We start from the raw sequence: 14,394 nt of genomic DNA on the forward strand, positions 1-14,394 counted from the left end.
AGCGAGAATGTTATGAGCGAACACGAAACCCATCACGACCATCACGATGAAAACAAACTGATCACGCAACGCCGCGACAAGCTGGCAAAGCTGCGTGCACAGGGTAATGCTTTCCCCAATGACGTGGTGCGTGAACACAAAGCCGCTGATTTGCACAAAGAATACGGCGAACATGACAAGGAATGGTTTGAAGAACACGCCATCCCCGTGACCGTGGCGGGGCGCATGATGCTCCAGCGCGTCATGGGCAAGGCGAGTTTTGCGACGATTTCTGACGTGTCAGGGCGTATTCAGTTGTATACCCAGAAGAACGTGCTGGGTGATGAGATTTTCGACGATTATTGTCACTGGGATTTGGGCGACATTATCTGGGCATCTGGCATGTTGTTCAAAACCAAAACCGGCGAATTGTCGGTGAAGGTGCATGAAATTCGTTTGCTGACCAAATCGTTGCGCCCGTTGCCAGAAAAATTTCACGGCTTGACCGACCACGAACAGCGTTACCGCCAGCGTTACATCGACCTGATCATGAACCACGAGTCGCGGGAATCGTTCATGATGCGCTCCAAAATTGTCGGTTATATCCGCAATTTCTTCCTCCAGCGCGATTATCTGGAAGTGGAAACGCCGATGCTGCAAATCATCCCCGGTGGGGCAACCGCCCGTCCGTTTATCACGCACCACAACGCGCTGGATTTGCCGATGTATTTGCGGATTGCGCCAGAATTGTTTCTGAAGCGTTTGGTGGTGGGCGGTTTTGAACGTGTGTTTGAAATCAACCGCAATTTCCGCAACGAAGGGCTTTCCACGCGGCATAACCCTGAATTCACCATGATCGAATTCTATCAGGCGTATGCGACTTACCACGATTTGATGGATTTGACCGAAAGCCTGATGCGTGGCATTGCCAACGATGTCGTCGGTAGCAACGAAATTACCTACCAAGGTGAAGCCTTCGATTTCGACAAGCCATTTGCGCGGATGAGTGTGCGTAGCTCAATTTTGCACTTCAACCCCGAACTCTCAGCGGAACAGATTGATACGCTGGAAGGTGCGCGGGAAGTGGCGCGGAAACTGGGTATATTGCTCAAAGATGGCTACGGTTTAGGCAAGGTGCAGATCGAGATTTTCGAGAAAACTGTGGAACACCGTTTGATGCAACCGACCTTTATCACCGAATATCCGGCAGAAGTGTCGCCGTTGGCGCGTCGTAATGACAACAATCCGTTTATTACCGACCGTTTCGAGTTCTTCATTGGCGGACGTGAAATCGGTAATGGCTTCTCCGAGTTGAATGACGCGGAAGATCAGGCGGAACGTTTCATGCAGCAGGTGGCAGATAAAGATGCAGGCGATGATGAAGCCATGCACTTTGATGCCGATTACATCCGTGCGCTGGAATACGGAATGCCGCCGACAGCGGGTGAAGGGATTGGCATTGACCGCTTAGTGATGCTGTTTACGGATGCGCCTTCGATTCGTGACGTTATTTTGTTCCCGCATATGCGCCCGGAGTACGCTTGATGACTACCTTATTCGACAGCGCCCAATTGGGCGATCTCACCTTACGTAACCGCATTATTATGGCACCGCTCACCCGTTGCCGTGCGAGCGCGGGGCGTGTCCCGAATGCTTTAATGGCGCAGTATTACCAGCAACGTGCCAGCGCGGGTTTGATCTTGACCGAAGCCACGTCCGTCACGCCAATGGGGGTTGGCTACCCTGACACACCGGGGATTTGGTCGACGGAACAAGTCGAAGGCTGGAAATTGACCACGGATGCCGTACATCAAGCGGGCGGTTTGATCTTTTTGCAACTGTGGCACGTTGGGCGTATTTCCGATTCCAGCTATTTGAATGGCGAATTGCCGGTTGCACCGAGTGCGATGGCGGCGGAAGGGCACGTTAGTTTGGTGCGCCCGGAGAAAAATTACGAAGTGCCGCGTGCGCTGGCAACCGCCGAGATGGCGGGCATTGTCGCGGCGTACCGTTTGGGTGCTGAGAATGCCAAATTAGCAGGCTTCGATGGCGTGGAAGTTCACGGCGCGAACGGCTATTTACTCGACCAATTCCTGCAAGACAGCACTAATCAACGTACCGATGCTTATGGCGGTTCGCTGGAAAATCGGGCGCGTTTAATGCTCGAAGTGACCGATGCGGTGATTGACGTGTGGGGCGCAGGGCGTGTAGGAATGCACCTTGCGCCGCGTTGTGATTCGCACACCATGGGCGATTCCAACCCACTGGCGACGTTTGGCTATGTGGCGGAAGAGCTAGGTAAGCGCAAAATTGCCTTCATCTTCACCCGCGAAGCGCTGCAAGCAGACAGCATTAGCCCCGCGATGAAACAGCGTTTTGGGGGGTTCTTTATCGCTAACGAAGGTTTTGATGCCGACAGTGCGCAAACCGTGTTGGCAACCGGTACAGCGGATGCGGTGTCCTTTGGTAAAGCATTCATCACCAACCCCGATTTGCCACGCCGTTTGCAAGCAAATTTGCCACTGAATCCGCCCGATTTCAGCACGTTTTACGGTGTCGGTTTGGCAGATCCGGCGCAAGGCTATACTGACTATCCGTTTGCAGACTAAGCGATTGTGCGGAAACTTATTGCAATAAGAGGGATGCGGGGGCTACCATCGAAGCTGTTTTACACCGCAGTGCGGGATACCAATCGTTAGAGAGAGAAGAGGAAATAATCATGAAATACGCTAAAACAGCCTGTCTTATCGTAGGGCTTGCCATGTCTAGCTTGGCTTCTGCTGAGTTTACCGATGGCTTCGATAATGGCAGTGGCGCTGGGCAAGGCACGGGTTCTGGTCAAGCCAACACCAGTGGTTCAGGGCAAGGTTACGGCACAGGCGCAAGCGATGCCTCTGGCTTTGGGCGAGGTAAGGGTGATGCTGGTGGTGATGTTGACTTCACCATTACCATGAAAGGCAAAGGCAAAACCGATTTGGAAAGCGATGCTGCCGGAAATGGTCGCGGCAACGGTGCGAGCAATATGCAGGGCAACGGTTATGGGTATGGCGATGCGTACAACAATATGTACGGCTACAGCAATACCGCCAAAAACGGTTACGGTGGCAACAACGCTAACCCTTGGGGTGGGATGATGCCGAACATGATGCAGGCACAGCCGCCGATGCAGCAAGGACAAATGCCACAAATGCAACCGATGCAGCAGCCAATGGCAATGCAAGGTATGCCCCCGCAAATGATGATGCCGCCGATGCAACAAGCACCGAGTTTTGAGCAAATTTACCAAAAAATGTTGATGCAACGTGCGCAAGCCGATGCTTTCTTCAAGAAGGTCGATGAAATGCGTCAAGCCAGTGCTGCACGTCAAGCAGCTGCACAAGCAAATGCTGCACCGCCTGCACCCGCCGCTCCGGCTGCTGTGCCTACGGATACTGCCGCTGCTGCTACGCCAGCGAGTGCACCGTCCGCACCTGCCGTTGATATGCCACCCTCGCCGCCAGGTCCCGCAGCACCCATCGAGGCTGCACCCGCCGCTAAATAAGCACCGCAAGGTGTCTAGTTAAAAAGGGGCTGCTTTATGCAGCCTCTTTTTTACAGTAAACCATCAAACGGAATAATACTGACCATCGTTCCCGCCGCCACATTGCCCCATTCCTGTGGCAATACGATAAAGCAATTCGCCTGACTCATGGAACGTAAGACGTGCGACCCTTGCCCTCCCGTGCTGCTGACGCGCCATTGCCCGCTGGTATCACGCTCGCAAATGCCGCGTTGATAATCTTTGCGCCCAGCGGCTTTTGCCAGCGGGGTGTCGCAAATCGCGCTGTATTCGGGGGTTAGCGGGATGCTTTCGCCGCGCATCTGCAAAATTGCAGGGCGCACGAAGAGTAAGAATGTCGCCATCACCGACACCGGATTGCCCGGTAGTCCAAAGAAAAAGCCGTTGCCGAGTGTGCCGAAAGTCAGCGGTTTGCCCGGTTTCATGGCAATCTTCCAGAAGTTGACTTGCCCTAATTGTTTTAACGTGGTGGTGACATAATCGGCTTCACCCACGGAAACGCCGCCGCTGGTGATCAACATATCCGCGAGTTCCATCGCTTGCGTGAAGGCGTGTTCCACGGCGGTGGGGGTGTCGCGTACTATGCCGAGGTCGATGATTTCCACATCCAGTTTTTGCAGTAAGCCGTATAGGGTATAGCGGTTGCTGTCGTAAATATCGCCGGGTTGCAAAGTTTCGCCGATACTTTTGAGTTCATCGCCTGTGGAGCAGAAGGCAATGCGTGGGCGGCGCAATACTGTCACGTCACCAATTCCCAGCGAGGCGATTAAGCCTAGATCGGCTGCATTGAGTTTGCGCCCGCTGTCCAACACGTTATCGCCGATACGCATGTCTTCGCCGGGGTGGCGCACATTTTCACCCCGCGCAAGCGTGCTAGCAATGCGAATACTGTCACCCTCTCGCTGCACGTTTTCTTGCATGACCACGCTATCTGCGCCATCGGGTACAACTGCCCCCGTCATAATGCGCACGCATTCGCCCGCTTGCACGCTGCCAGCAAATGGATGCCCTGCAAACGCTGTGCCGATAACGCTTAATGCGGTGGCACTTGCCAGATCCGCGTGCCGCAGGGCGTAACCATCCATCGCGGAATTGCGGTGTGGTGGCACATCCAACGGTGCGGTGACAGGTTGCGCCAGAATGCGCCCTTGTGCTTGCCACACGCTGACCCGTTCTTGCGCTTGTAAGACAGGGATGCTGGCGAGGATGTGTGCTTGTGCCTGTTCAACAGTGATCATGTAACGCTCTCTTTGGTGCGATTTTTACAGTAATTGGCTTTCCAGCGAGGCGAGGCGCTGTTCCAGATCGGCTACCCGTGCTTCCAATTGGGCATACGCGTCTTGGCGCGGCGTGCTGCTGGAATGGCTAGGGGTATGGCTGGCAGGTTCGGTGGTTTGCAATTCGTCCAGCGTTTCTGTGCCGAGAGTGTGGAAATAGCGGTCTTCGCGACGTCCGCCACCGGCGGGTAAACGCACTGCCATGGGTTTGGTGGCAGCCATCCACGCCTCCAAAATGTCGCGAATTTCATCGGTGCTGGCAAAGTTTGCCATGCGTTCGGTGCGTATTTTGATTTCGTTCAAGGTTTGCGGGCGGCGTAGCAATAATACGCACAGAATCGCTTGTTGTTTGCGGTTTAACTTAAGGCAACGGTCGACTCTGTGTTCGACGCGTTGGGCGCGTTCGCTGTATTGAATCGCTGTCCAGCCGCCTTCGACCAGCACTTTGGCAGTATGCCCGACCACGCCTTCGGTCAGCGTCATCAGGGGTTCGCGGCTGCTTTTTTGGTTGCAAGCATTCATCAGTGAATTGAAAGTGAGTGGGTAGCTGGCGGGCGTGGTGAGTTGCTTTTCCATCAAACAGCCGAGGATGCGGAGTTCTTCGGCACTGAACGGTGGTCTAGGTTGTTCGTCGTCAAACATAATGTGTAGCCCTGTGTGTTGTTGTTTACGTTGGTTGTGGTTCCCAGCGTGACAGATCGACGTTAGGGTCAGCGACCCAATAGCGTGGCGGGGGAACGTGTAGATGGTTGTGTAAAATGTTCAGGTAAGCACTGCGCGGAATGTTTTCCGCGCCCATGCTCATTAAATGTGGGTTTTCGATTTGGCAGTCAATGACTTTGAAGCCCCAGTGTTGCACATGCCAAGCCAGTGCCACCATCGCAATTTTGGAAGTATCTGGTTCACGGCTGAACATGGATTCACCGCTGAATACACCGCCCGTGGCGACACCATACAAGCCACCAACCAACTCACCCGCCGGATTCCAAACCTCCAGCGAATGGGCAATGTCGTGGGCATGTAACATGCAGTACGCGGTGTGCATTTCGTGGGTAATCCACGTTTCGCTGGTGTACGCACGTGGCGCGGCACAGGCATCGACGACTTCCGCAAAGCAGGTATCAAACGTGATCCGATAACCCTTGTTACGCAGCGATTTGCGCAAACTGCGGGTCATGCGGACACGTTCGGGAAACAAGACCGTGCGTGGGTCGGGCGACCACCAGTAGATCGGTTCTCGCGGGCCAAACCACGGGAAGATGCCCGCACGGTAGGCATTTTTCAGGCGGGCAACGCTTAAATCACCGCCAACCGCCAGCAAACCGTTGGGTTCTACCCAAGCAATGTCTACAGGCGGAAAGGGTTCTTCCGACCACGTAGGGTTAAGTAAGGTTAGGCTCAGGGAGCGTGGTAACACACAGTTCCTTTATTTCGTTTTTGCCAATTGATCGAGGTATTTTTCCGCGTCGAGTGCCGCCATGCAACCCGTGCCAGCGGAGGTAATGGCTTGGCGGTAAACGTGATCCATCACATCACCCGCCGCAAACACGCCTTCGATGCTGGTTTGGGTGGCGTTGCCTTCCGTACCGCTTTGTACGCTCAGGTAGCCGCCTTTCATCGCCAATTGCCCTTCAAAAATACTGGTATTCGGCTTGTGGCCGATGGCAACGAATACACCGTGTACTGCCATGTCTTGGGTTTCGCCTGATTGGGTGTTTTTGACGCGCATTCCGGTTACGCCGGTTTTGTCGCCAAGGACTTCTTCAAGAGTGGTATTCCACAGGATTTTGACTTTGCCTTCTTCCACTTTCTCAAACAAATGTTTTTGCAAGATTTTTTCGGAACGCAAGGTGTCGCGGCGATGCACTAAGGTAACTTCGGAAGCGATATTGGCGAGATAAAGCGCTTCTTCCACTGCTGTATTACCGCCGCCGATGACCGCAACTTTTTGATTACGGTAGAAAAAACCGTCACAAGTGGCGCACGCGGAAACACCTTTGCCCTTGAATTTTTCCTCGGATTCAATGCCCAAGTACATCGCGGATGCACCCGTGGCGATAATCAGCGCGTCGCAAGTATATTGCCCACTATCGCCATTTAAGGTAAACGGACGGTTTTTCAGGTCTACACTATTAATGTGGTCGAAAATGATCTCAGTCTCGAAGCGTTCGGCGTGCTTTTGCATCCGTTCCATGAGCTGGGGACCCATAACACCGCTGTCGTCGCCCGGCCAGTTATCCACTTCGGTGGTGGTCATCAACTGACCGCCTTGCTGCATACCCGTGACCAATACAGGGTTTAGGTTAGCGCGTGCAGCATACACCGCAGCGGTGTAGCCCGCAGGCCCTGAGCCGAGGATGAGTAAACGGCAATGTTTCGTGGCATTCATGATATAATTCTCCATTTTCCGAATCGGGTAATGCTATGTGACATACCGAGCCGGGTAAAGTAGTAATCGGAAAAACAGGCCCTATAATCAGGGTATCAAACAGACAGGGATATTGGTTTGGCTAAGGTTATTCTCAATCAGAAAAAGCGTCTGGGCTTGCAACAAGCCAGTGTCATTATCTTCATGGGCATCGCTGCGGTTATTTTGTTAGCGTTGTTATCCTATAGTCCGGCAGATCCGGGGCCATTTCATTATAACGGAATGCACGTCGGCGCTTGTAAAAATCTGGCAGGCTGCAAAGGTGCGTGGCTCGCCGATTTCTTAATTGGGCTATTGGGCTATTTGGCGTATGCCTTGCCGCTGGTACTAGTAGTAATGGGGTTGACAGCGTTCCGTATAGGGCCGCATATGAAAAACCCCAATAACCCCGTGGGTGGTATCAACGACATTATTACCAGTGTCGGTGCATTGTTTACCTTGCTATCGGGCGCGGGGTTGGCGCATTTGCTGTTCGTGCCGTTCCCCGAAGGGATTGGTGGCGGTATGTTAGGGCAGGTGGTCGCTCGCTTGTTTACGGGCACATTCCTCGGCTTTTTCGGGTCGATTTTATTTTTGATGTCGTTGTTCTTAGGCAGTATCACCGTGGTGGCAGATATTTCATGGTCGCAAGTGACCGAGAAAGTCGGCGATTGGATGTTGCAACTGTTCAATAAATTGCAAGGCATTGAGATGCCCGCAGCGACAGGTGAGAGTGCTAGCAATAGCATTTTCGGGCGTTTTTCCGATGTCGTGAATCGCGGCAAAGGCTATGTGCAAGGCAGCGCAGGTGCGATGGACAAGGCGAGTGCGTGGATGAATCGTACCGTCGGCGGTGTGGGCGATGTTTTCGGTGGCAAACGTGCTGAGTCCGGCTTTGATGGCGTGGATGTAACCGATTTGCGGGCAAGCCGTTCCGCCGAGTCAACGCTGGCAACGCCGGATTTTGATGCTTTATCCCGTGGCATGTCAGCGACGACGGATGTGACTGCTCCTGTCGCGGCTGCTCCCGCTCCCGTTGCCGAACCCGTTAAAGTGGCGCAGCCAGAAGTGGTGAATGAGCCGAGCCGCAGTGTACCCGTTGCCGATGTGCATCCGCCCTTGAATAAAGTAAAAGGCAAGCCAGTTAGCCCGATTTTGCCGCCAATGAGTTTGCTGAGAGCGCCGCCGAAAGAGCGCGTGACGCAGCCGAAAGAACGTTTGAAAGAGCTTGCGGATAAGTTGATTGAGGCATTGGGTCATTACGGTGTCAGGGATAATGTGAGGGTGGTGGCGACCGAGCCGGGGCCGGTGATTACGCGTTTCGAGGTGCAATTGCCGGATGGCACGAAAGCGTCGAAGATTTCGGGTCTAGCCTCCGATTTAGCGCGAAATATGTGTGTTTCCAGCGTGCGCGTGGTCGAGGTTATCCCCGGTCGCCCGACCATTGGGATTGAAATACCCAACGATAACCGCGATGTGGTGATGATGAGCGAAATGCTGGCATCAGCAGTGTACCGCCACAATCCATCGCCGTTAACACTGGTGCTGGGTAAGGATATTGCGGGGCATCCGATTGTGGCTGACCTTGGGCGGATGCCGCATTTGCTGGTCGCGGGGACGACAGGTTCGGGTAAATCGGTGTTCATCAACGCGGTGCTCATGAGCTTGCTGTATAAAGCCACGCCTAATGACGTGCGCATGATTATGATCGATCCGAAAATGCTGGAATTGAGCAGCTATGAAGACATTCCGCATTTGCTTGCACCAGTTGTGACTGACATGAAGCACGCGGCGAATGCGTTGCGCTGGTGTGTGGCAGAGATGGAACGGCGTTATTTGCTGATGTCCAAGCTCAAGGTACGCAATATTGCGGGCTTCAATGAAAAAATCCGTGAGGCACACGACCGTGGTGAGGTGATTCTTGATCCGCTATTTGACCCGCTTACGTCGGTGGCGGGGCATCCTGAGCCATTGAAAACGCTGCCTTATATCGTGGTCATTGTTGACGAATTCGCTGATATGATGATGGTGGTCGGCAAGAAGGTGGAAGAGCTGATTGCGCGGCTGGCACAGAAAGCGCGGGCTTCTGGTATCCATTTGATTTTGGCGACGCAACGCCCATCCGTGGATGTGATTACGGGTTTGATTAAGGCGAATATCCCGACGCGGATTGCGTTCCAAGTCTCGACGAAGATCGACTCGCGCACCATTTTGGATCAAGGCGGCGCGGAACAATTGCTGGGTTATGGCGATATGTTGTATATGCCACCAGGGACATCACTGCCGCAACGTGTCCACGGCGCATTGGTGACAGACCGCGAAGTGGAAGATGTGGCAAATTACCTGAAGCTGCAAGGTGAACCAGATTATATTTTCGATGTCTTAGCTGATACATCGTCTGCTGCCGAGAGTGGTACAGGGACGGATATGATGGAACGGGATGGCGAATCTGACCCGCTGTACGATGAGGCAGTGGCGGTGGTGATCGAATCCCGGCGTGCATCGATCTCTTATCTGCAACGCCGCCTCAAAGTGGGCTACAACCGTGCGGCGCGGATGATCGAAGATATGGAAAGTGCAGGTGTGGTCAGCCCCGTGTTGAGCAATGGTTCACGCGATGTGCTGGTGAATGCGCCTGCGAAGGATTGAATGACATGAGGTTAACGATGAAAACAACGTTCAAAAAAACGTTCAAGAACACACTGGCGGTATGGGTGGCGACGGGCTTAATGAGTACCAGTGCTTGGGCAGGGGGGCGTGACAAGCTCGATGAATTTTTCACGCAGATCAATACGATGCAATCAGCGTTTACCCAGCAAGTGATTGATGACAAAGGCGCATTGCGTCAGTCCTCTAGCGGCAATGTTTACCTGTCACGCCCCGGCAAATTCCGCTGGGAATACGCCGCACCGGATAAGCACGAGATCGTGGCTGACGGCAAAAACGTGTGGGTGTATGACGTGGAACTCGATCAAGTCACCGTCAAACCGATGACACAAGCCTTGTCTGCTGCGCCTGTGGGAATGCTGACGCAGAAGCAGTCGGTCGATAAGCAGTTCAATGTGCAAGAAATGGAAGCCGATGGCAGCAAGTTGGAGTGGTTTCGGTTAACCCCGAAGAAAAAAGATTCGGATTTCACCACGATGGATTTGGGCGTTAGCACCACGGGCGTGGAAGAAATGATCTTAGGTGATAAGTTCGGGCAGCAAACGTACATCAAGTTTGAAGGCTTGCGTACCGATATTGACATCGACAGCAGCCGCTTTAGCTTCACCCCACCCAAAGGGGCAGACGTGATCGGCAAGGCTTCTTGATCCCACTCGCTGAACGTATGCGCCCAGCCACACTCGATGAGTACGCTGGGCAGCTTCACCTCCTCGCCGTTGGCAAACCGCTGCGGCGAGCGATCGAAGAATCCCGCCCACATTCGATGCTGTTCTGGGGGCCACCCGGCACAGGTAAAACCACGCTGGCGCGGCTGATTACGCATTATTGGAAGGCTGAGTTTCTCACCTTGTCGGCAGTGTTGGCAGGGGTGAAAGAGATTCGTGCGTCTGTGGAAGTGGCGCGCCAAAACCGCGCTCAATTCGGCAGTAAAACCGTGCTGTTTGTGGATGAAGTGCACCGTTTCAATAAGGCGCAACAGGATGCATTTTTGCCGCATATCGAGGACGGCACGCTGCTATTCATTGGTGCGACCACCGAAAATCCGTCGTTTGAGTTAAATAATGCGCTGTTGTCGCGGGTGCGGACGTATGTGCTGCGGGCGTTGACGGTGGCTGATATTACGGCGGTATTGCAACGGGCGCTGCTGGATAGCAGCAACGGCTTGGGTGAATTGCACTTGCAGGTGGGCGAGGGCGTATTGCCTGCGCTGGCGGCGGCGGCGGATGGTGATGCCCGCCGCGCTTTGAATTGGTTGGAGATTGCTGCTGATTTGGCGGAGGAAACCCCGACCGGTTTGCAGATTACTGATGCCACAGTGCAGGAAGTGGTGGCGGAATCGCTACGGCGCTTTGATAAGGGCGGGGATTTGTTTTACGAGCAGATTTCAGCCTTGCATAAATCGGTGCGCGGTACTGACCCCGATGCGGCGTTGTATTGGTTGTGTCGGATGTTGGATGGCGGTTGTGACCCGCTGTACATTGCGCGGCGCGTGGTGCGCATGGCGAGTGAGGATATTGGCAATGCTGATCCGCGAGGTTTGCAACTGGCGTTGAATGCGTGGGATGCATTTGAACGGCTGGGTAGCCCCGAAGGCGAGCTGATGATTGCGCAAGCGGTGGTGTATTTGGCGTGTGCGCCCAAAAGTAATGCGGTGTACACGGCTTATAAACTGGCGCGAGCCGATGCGCAGCAATCAGGTTCGCTGGATGTGCCGATGCACTTACGCAATGCCCCGACTAAGTTGATGAAGGCGTTGGATTACGGTAAGGGTTATCGCTACGCGCATGATGAAAAGGATGCGGTGGCGGTGGGGGAAAACTATTTTCCCGATGGGTTGAAGGGGCGGCGTTATTACGAGCCGGTCGAGCGTGGGCTGGAAATTAAGATTCGTGAGAAGCTGCGGGTGTTGCGCGGGTTGGTCTAAATTCGCCCGTTCTGTTGCTTGTATGTATCAGAATGCACTTATATACTCATGGTATGAAACATAATACTAAAAGCGCATTAGCGCACCAAGTGAATGTGGGATTGGATGTATTTGGTAATGCGATCCCCGAAGTTAGCCTTGCTGGTGTGGAAGGCACGGGCAAAACGTTACGGATTGTGAAACGCCATAACATGATCCTCAGACCTAGCCCTAAGCGGGTGCGAGCGGCTTCGCGCCTCAAAGGTACGACCTCTACCGCCTTGGTTGCTACTGCGCCACAGCTTTTAAAGCGTTTGTTGCCGTGGTGGGTTGCACCGAAAACCGCTCCCCCCGTGGAAGTCGTCAACGAACGTTTGGAATACGCATTCAAACGCTTGCACCAAGAATTCAACGCTCGCGAACAAGAACTCGATGCCAAAATGCAGGTGTTGCAGCAGGTACAGCAGAGTCTAGCTGTTGCAAAACCCAAGCGGCGGTTGTGGTTGGTGCCGCTGGTACTGGTTGCGGGCGCAGCAGGTGGCTATATGATGGTCATTATGAGCAGTATGCAGGCATCAATGATCAATATGTCGGGCAATATCAATACGATGAATGGGCACATCGGTACGATGGCAACCGATACGCAGACAATGGCGCAAAGCACTCAGTCGATGAATCAATCATTGTATTACATGAATAATAATGTCGCGTACATGAGCGGCAATGTGGCGCAAATGAACCAAAAAGTGGGCACATTGGCGCAAGCGGCTGAACCGATGGGCGAGGCTGCGTCAACCATGAATCCGTTCATGAAAGCCTTCAAGTCGATCATGCCGTTTTAATGCAACAGTTTGCCGATGCGTTCCCAGCGCACGCTGTTGCCTTGGGCTGAAAACCACACCTGACGCGCTTTGCCGACCACATCCTGCAAGGGGACTGTGCCGAAAAAGCGCGAATCGTTGCTATCCGTGCGATTATCCCCCATCACGAACACTTGCCCAGCGGGGACGCGTAGCTCCGTTTGCGGCAGTTGCAATTTGCTATTGTTCCAGAAGGTTTGCCAGCGGGTTTTGCCGTCGGTTTCGGTGACGAGTAAGCCGTTGCTGACGGGTGTGGTTTGCAGCATTAGCGGCTTGCCGTTGATAGACACGCTTGCGCCTTTGATGCTGATTTTATCCCCCGGTAGCCCGATGATGCGTTTGATGTAATACGTCGAGCGGTCGTTGGGGTAGATGAAAACGGCAATGTCCCCGCGTTGCACCGCCTGTTTTGCACCCACGCGGTTGTAGCGTTTGTCGGTGAAGATCAGGTCGTATTTCATGACGTTGGGTTCCATGCTAGAGGAGGGTACGAGCATTCCTTCCACTAGATGTTGGCGGATGTAGGCGGTGAGCAAGGGCAGGGCGGTGACACTGCATACCAGCAGTGCCAGTAGGTAGATGCCGCCGTTTTGCCAGTTTTTCGGCACGTAATCTTGTTGACAGCGAGCGGTGCGAAATGCGTTTGTCACGCCGTATAACCAAAGTATTACCAGTAATAATAAACCGCTGATTAGGGCGGGAAATGTCCAACTGATGGGCAAGTAGAGAGCGACGACCGCGATGGCGGGGACGGTAAGCAGCGCAAAACTTAAGATTAGCCAAAGGGCTTTGTGCCAATCGCCGTTATAGAGTTGCCCTAATCCGGGGAGGATGGCGGACATGAGCGCGGCTAGTAGGGGCTTGCGGGGTTTGGCATCGGTTTGCATGGTGGCTTCCTGTTATATTGGGCGTAAGTGTATACAGGGTTGGCGGGGAGGGTTATAAATTTTTGGTTAGAAGGCAATGCGTGGTTAATTTTTGTTGAAGGTGCAGTATTTAAGGTGAATAATCCATTTTCTTGGCATATTTCTATCGTTAATTGGGGCTGCGAATGGATGCTGAATTGCCGTATTTCAAGTATTGGGGTAAAGCCAAGCCGGGGCTGGATGAGGCGGGGGCGCAATGGCATTTGTTGCCGTATCATTCGCTGGATGTGGCGGCAGTGGGCTAATATTGTCCACCTACTGACTCATAAAGAGGCAGTTGCTATACTGATTTAGACAACACCATCGCAACAGGAGCAATCGCATGGGCATCATGACCACCGCCGAACTTCTAGCAGAACGAGTACGGCAATTACCGGAAGACCTCGCCTGCGAAGTTTTAGACTTCGTAGAATTTCTCAGCCTTAAACGCCAAAAAATCGCAGACGATGCATGGGATAACCAAATCCAAGCAGACGCAGAAAGCGGCAAGCTAGACGCGATCTTTGCCGCTGACATTCAGGCGTATGAGGCAGGTCAATGCCAACGGATCTAACCCACTACGCCCTGCCAGAAGCCATTCAACAGCTTGCCAAAAAACAATACCAGCTCCTCAAAGCCAACCCGCACCATCATTCCCTTCGCTTCCAACCCAAAACCGGCACACCCTACTGGGCGGCGCGAGTCAGCCAAGACTACCGCGCATTGGCACGCTACCAAGGCAACGGTAACTACTTGTGGCTATGGATAGGCACACACAGCGAGTACGAACGCCTCCTCTCCGGTAAATAACACAGTCCAGTTTGGGAGATGCTGCGA

The 14,394-nt window shown here is 53.5% G+C and carries 15 protein-coding genes; 10 read left to right on the forward strand and 5 right to left on the reverse strand.

Annotated features, from left to right (window positions below; translation table 11 throughout):
* The first annotated feature begins 12 nt into the window (after nt 1-12).
* From lysS to J1836_RS12220, 3 genes are all read left to right on the forward strand, one after another.
* A complete protein-coding gene (gene lysS, locus J1836_RS12210; RefSeq protein WP_207251338.1) occupies nt 13-1,524 on the forward strand; it encodes a lysine--tRNA ligase in 1,512 nt (503 codons plus the stop codon).
* Nucleotides 1,524-2,588, forward strand: coding sequence for an alkene reductase (locus tag J1836_RS12215; protein ID WP_207251339.1), 1,065 nt, complete (start codon nt 1,524-1,526; stop codon nt 2,586-2,588). Before lysS ends, J1836_RS12215 begins: the two co-directional genes overlap by 1 nt.
* Nucleotides 2,589-2,698: 110 nt before the next feature.
* A complete protein-coding gene (locus tag J1836_RS12220) occupies nt 2,699-3,520 on the forward strand; it encodes a hypothetical protein (RefSeq protein ID WP_207251340.1) in 822 nt (273 codons plus the stop codon).
* Nucleotides 3,521-3,570: 50 nt separating this feature from the next.
* On the opposite strand, the gene moeA is transcribed toward J1836_RS12220, so the two are convergent.
* The 4 genes from moeA to trxB are packed head-to-tail and all read right to left on the reverse strand — an operon-like array spanning nt 3,571 to nt 7,204.
* On the reverse strand, nt 3,571-4,776 hold the full coding sequence (gene moeA / locus J1836_RS12225; RefSeq protein WP_207251341.1) for a molybdopterin molybdotransferase MoeA: 1,206 nt from the start codon (nt 4,774-4,776) through the stop codon (nt 3,571-3,573).
* Between the two features lie 24 nt (nt 4,777-4,800).
* Nucleotides 4,801-5,457, reverse strand: a complete 657-nt coding sequence (locus J1836_RS12230; RefSeq protein WP_207251342.1) for a YceH family protein — start codon at nt 5,455-5,457, stop codon at nt 4,801-4,803.
* Nucleotides 5,458-5,482: 25 nt separating this feature from the next.
* Nucleotides 5,483-6,232 carry a leucyl/phenylalanyl-tRNA--protein transferase gene (gene aat, locus J1836_RS12235; RefSeq protein ID WP_207251343.1) on the reverse strand — a complete coding sequence of 250 codons (750 nt, stop codon included), beginning with the start codon at nt 6,230-6,232 and terminating at the stop codon, nt 5,483-5,485.
* 9 nt (nt 6,233-6,241) lie between these two features.
* Nucleotides 6,242-7,204, reverse strand: coding sequence for a thioredoxin-disulfide reductase (gene trxB, locus J1836_RS12240; protein WP_207251344.1), 963 nt, complete (start codon nt 7,202-7,204; stop codon nt 6,242-6,244).
* 117 nt (nt 7,205-7,321) lie between these two features.
* Here trxB and J1836_RS12245 point away from each other — a divergent pair, with 117 nt between their 5' ends.
* The 4 genes from J1836_RS12245 to J1836_RS12260 are packed head-to-tail and all read left to right on the forward strand — an operon-like array spanning nt 7,322 to nt 12,634.
* Nucleotides 7,322-9,871, forward strand: coding sequence for a DNA translocase FtsK (locus J1836_RS12245; RefSeq protein WP_207251345.1), 2,550 nt, complete (start codon nt 7,322-7,324; stop codon nt 9,869-9,871).
* A gap of 17 nt (nt 9,872-9,888) precedes the next feature.
* Complete coding sequence (gene lolA / locus J1836_RS12250) at nt 9,889-10,536, forward strand: outer membrane lipoprotein periplasmic chaperone LolA (RefSeq protein WP_207251346.1); 648 nt, start codon at nt 9,889-9,891, stop codon at nt 10,534-10,536.
* A 17-nt stretch (nt 10,537-10,553) separates the two neighbouring features.
* Nucleotides 10,554-11,813: a replication-associated recombination protein A gene (locus J1836_RS12255; RefSeq protein WP_207251347.1), complete on the forward strand. Its 1,260-nt coding sequence runs from the start codon at nt 10,554-10,556 to the stop codon at nt 11,811-11,813.
* 53 nt (nt 11,814-11,866) lie between these two features.
* Complete coding sequence (locus tag J1836_RS12260; RefSeq protein ID WP_207251348.1) at nt 11,867-12,634, forward strand: hypothetical protein; 768 nt, start codon at nt 11,867-11,869, stop codon at nt 12,632-12,634.
* Here the strand turns inward: J1836_RS12260 and lepB are convergent.
* Nucleotides 12,631-13,539, reverse strand: a complete 909-nt coding sequence (gene lepB, locus J1836_RS12265; protein ID WP_207251349.1) for a signal peptidase I — start codon at nt 13,537-13,539, stop codon at nt 12,631-12,633. The two genes, J1836_RS12260 and lepB, sit on opposite strands and share 4 nt — an antisense overlap.
* A gap of 164 nt (nt 13,540-13,703) precedes the next feature.
* Here lepB and J1836_RS12270 point away from each other — a divergent pair, with 164 nt between their 5' ends.
* The 3 genes from J1836_RS12270 (at nt 13,704) to J1836_RS12280 (ending at nt 14,367) form a co-directional block, all read left to right on the forward strand.
* Nucleotides 13,704-13,823, forward strand: a complete 120-nt coding sequence (locus J1836_RS12270; RefSeq protein WP_207251350.1) for an HD domain-containing protein — start codon at nt 13,704-13,706, stop codon at nt 13,821-13,823.
* Between the two features lie 77 nt (nt 13,824-13,900).
* Nucleotides 13,901-14,131 (forward strand): DUF2281 domain-containing protein, encoded by a 231-nt coding sequence (locus tag J1836_RS12275; protein ID WP_207251351.1) that lies wholly within the window; start codon nt 13,901-13,903, stop codon nt 14,129-14,131.
* Entirely contained in the window at nt 14,116-14,367 is a 252-nt protein-coding gene (locus tag J1836_RS12280; protein ID WP_207251352.1) for a ParE family toxin-like protein, read from the forward strand. Before J1836_RS12275 ends, J1836_RS12280 begins: the two co-directional genes overlap by 16 nt.
* Nucleotides 14,368-14,394: the final 27 nt, after the last annotated feature.

The sequence above is a fragment of the Thiothrix fructosivorans genome, assembly GCF_017349355.1.
Lineage (GTDB): Bacteria > Pseudomonadota > Gammaproteobacteria > Thiotrichales > Thiotrichaceae > Thiothrix > Thiothrix fructosivorans.

What these genes read in the sequence shown, in the direction of transcription:
- lepB (WP_207251349.1), bottom strand. Translation starts at nt 13,539, where the DNA reads ATGCAAACCGATGCCAAACCCCGCAAGCCCCTACTAGCCGCGCTCATG.
- J1836_RS12280 (WP_207251352.1), top strand. Translation starts at nt 14,116, where the DNA reads ATGCCAACGGATCTAACCCACTACGCCCTGCCAGAAGCCATTCAACAG.
- J1836_RS12260 (WP_207251348.1), top strand. Translation starts at nt 11,867, where the DNA reads ATGAAACATAATACTAAAAGCGCATTAGCGCACCAAGTGAATGTGGGA.
- J1836_RS12275 (WP_207251351.1), top strand. Translation starts at nt 13,901, where the DNA reads ATGGGCATCATGACCACCGCCGAACTTCTAGCAGAACGAGTACGGCAA.
- lolA (WP_207251346.1), top strand. Translation starts at nt 9,889, where the DNA reads ATGAAAACAACGTTCAAAAAAACGTTCAAGAACACACTGGCGGTATGG.
- lysS (WP_207251338.1), top strand. Translation starts at nt 13, where the DNA reads ATGAGCGAACACGAAACCCATCACGACCATCACGATGAAAACAAACTG.
- moeA (WP_207251341.1), bottom strand. Translation starts at nt 4,776, where the DNA reads ATGATCACTGTTGAACAGGCACAAGCACACATCCTCGCCAGCATCCCT.
- J1836_RS12220 (WP_207251340.1), top strand. Translation starts at nt 2,699, where the DNA reads ATGAAATACGCTAAAACAGCCTGTCTTATCGTAGGGCTTGCCATGTCT.
- J1836_RS12215 (WP_207251339.1), top strand. Translation starts at nt 1,524, where the DNA reads ATGACTACCTTATTCGACAGCGCCCAATTGGGCGATCTCACCTTACGT.
- J1836_RS12255 (WP_207251347.1), top strand. Translation starts at nt 10,554, where the DNA reads ATGCGCCCAGCCACACTCGATGAGTACGCTGGGCAGCTTCACCTCCTC.
- trxB (WP_207251344.1), bottom strand. Translation starts at nt 7,204, where the DNA reads ATGAATGCCACGAAACATTGCCGTTTACTCATCCTCGGCTCAGGGCCT.
- J1836_RS12270 (WP_207251350.1), top strand. Translation starts at nt 13,704, where the DNA reads ATGGATGCTGAATTGCCGTATTTCAAGTATTGGGGTAAAGCCAAGCCG.
- J1836_RS12230 (WP_207251342.1), bottom strand. Translation starts at nt 5,457, where the DNA reads ATGTTTGACGACGAACAACCTAGACCACCGTTCAGTGCCGAAGAACTC.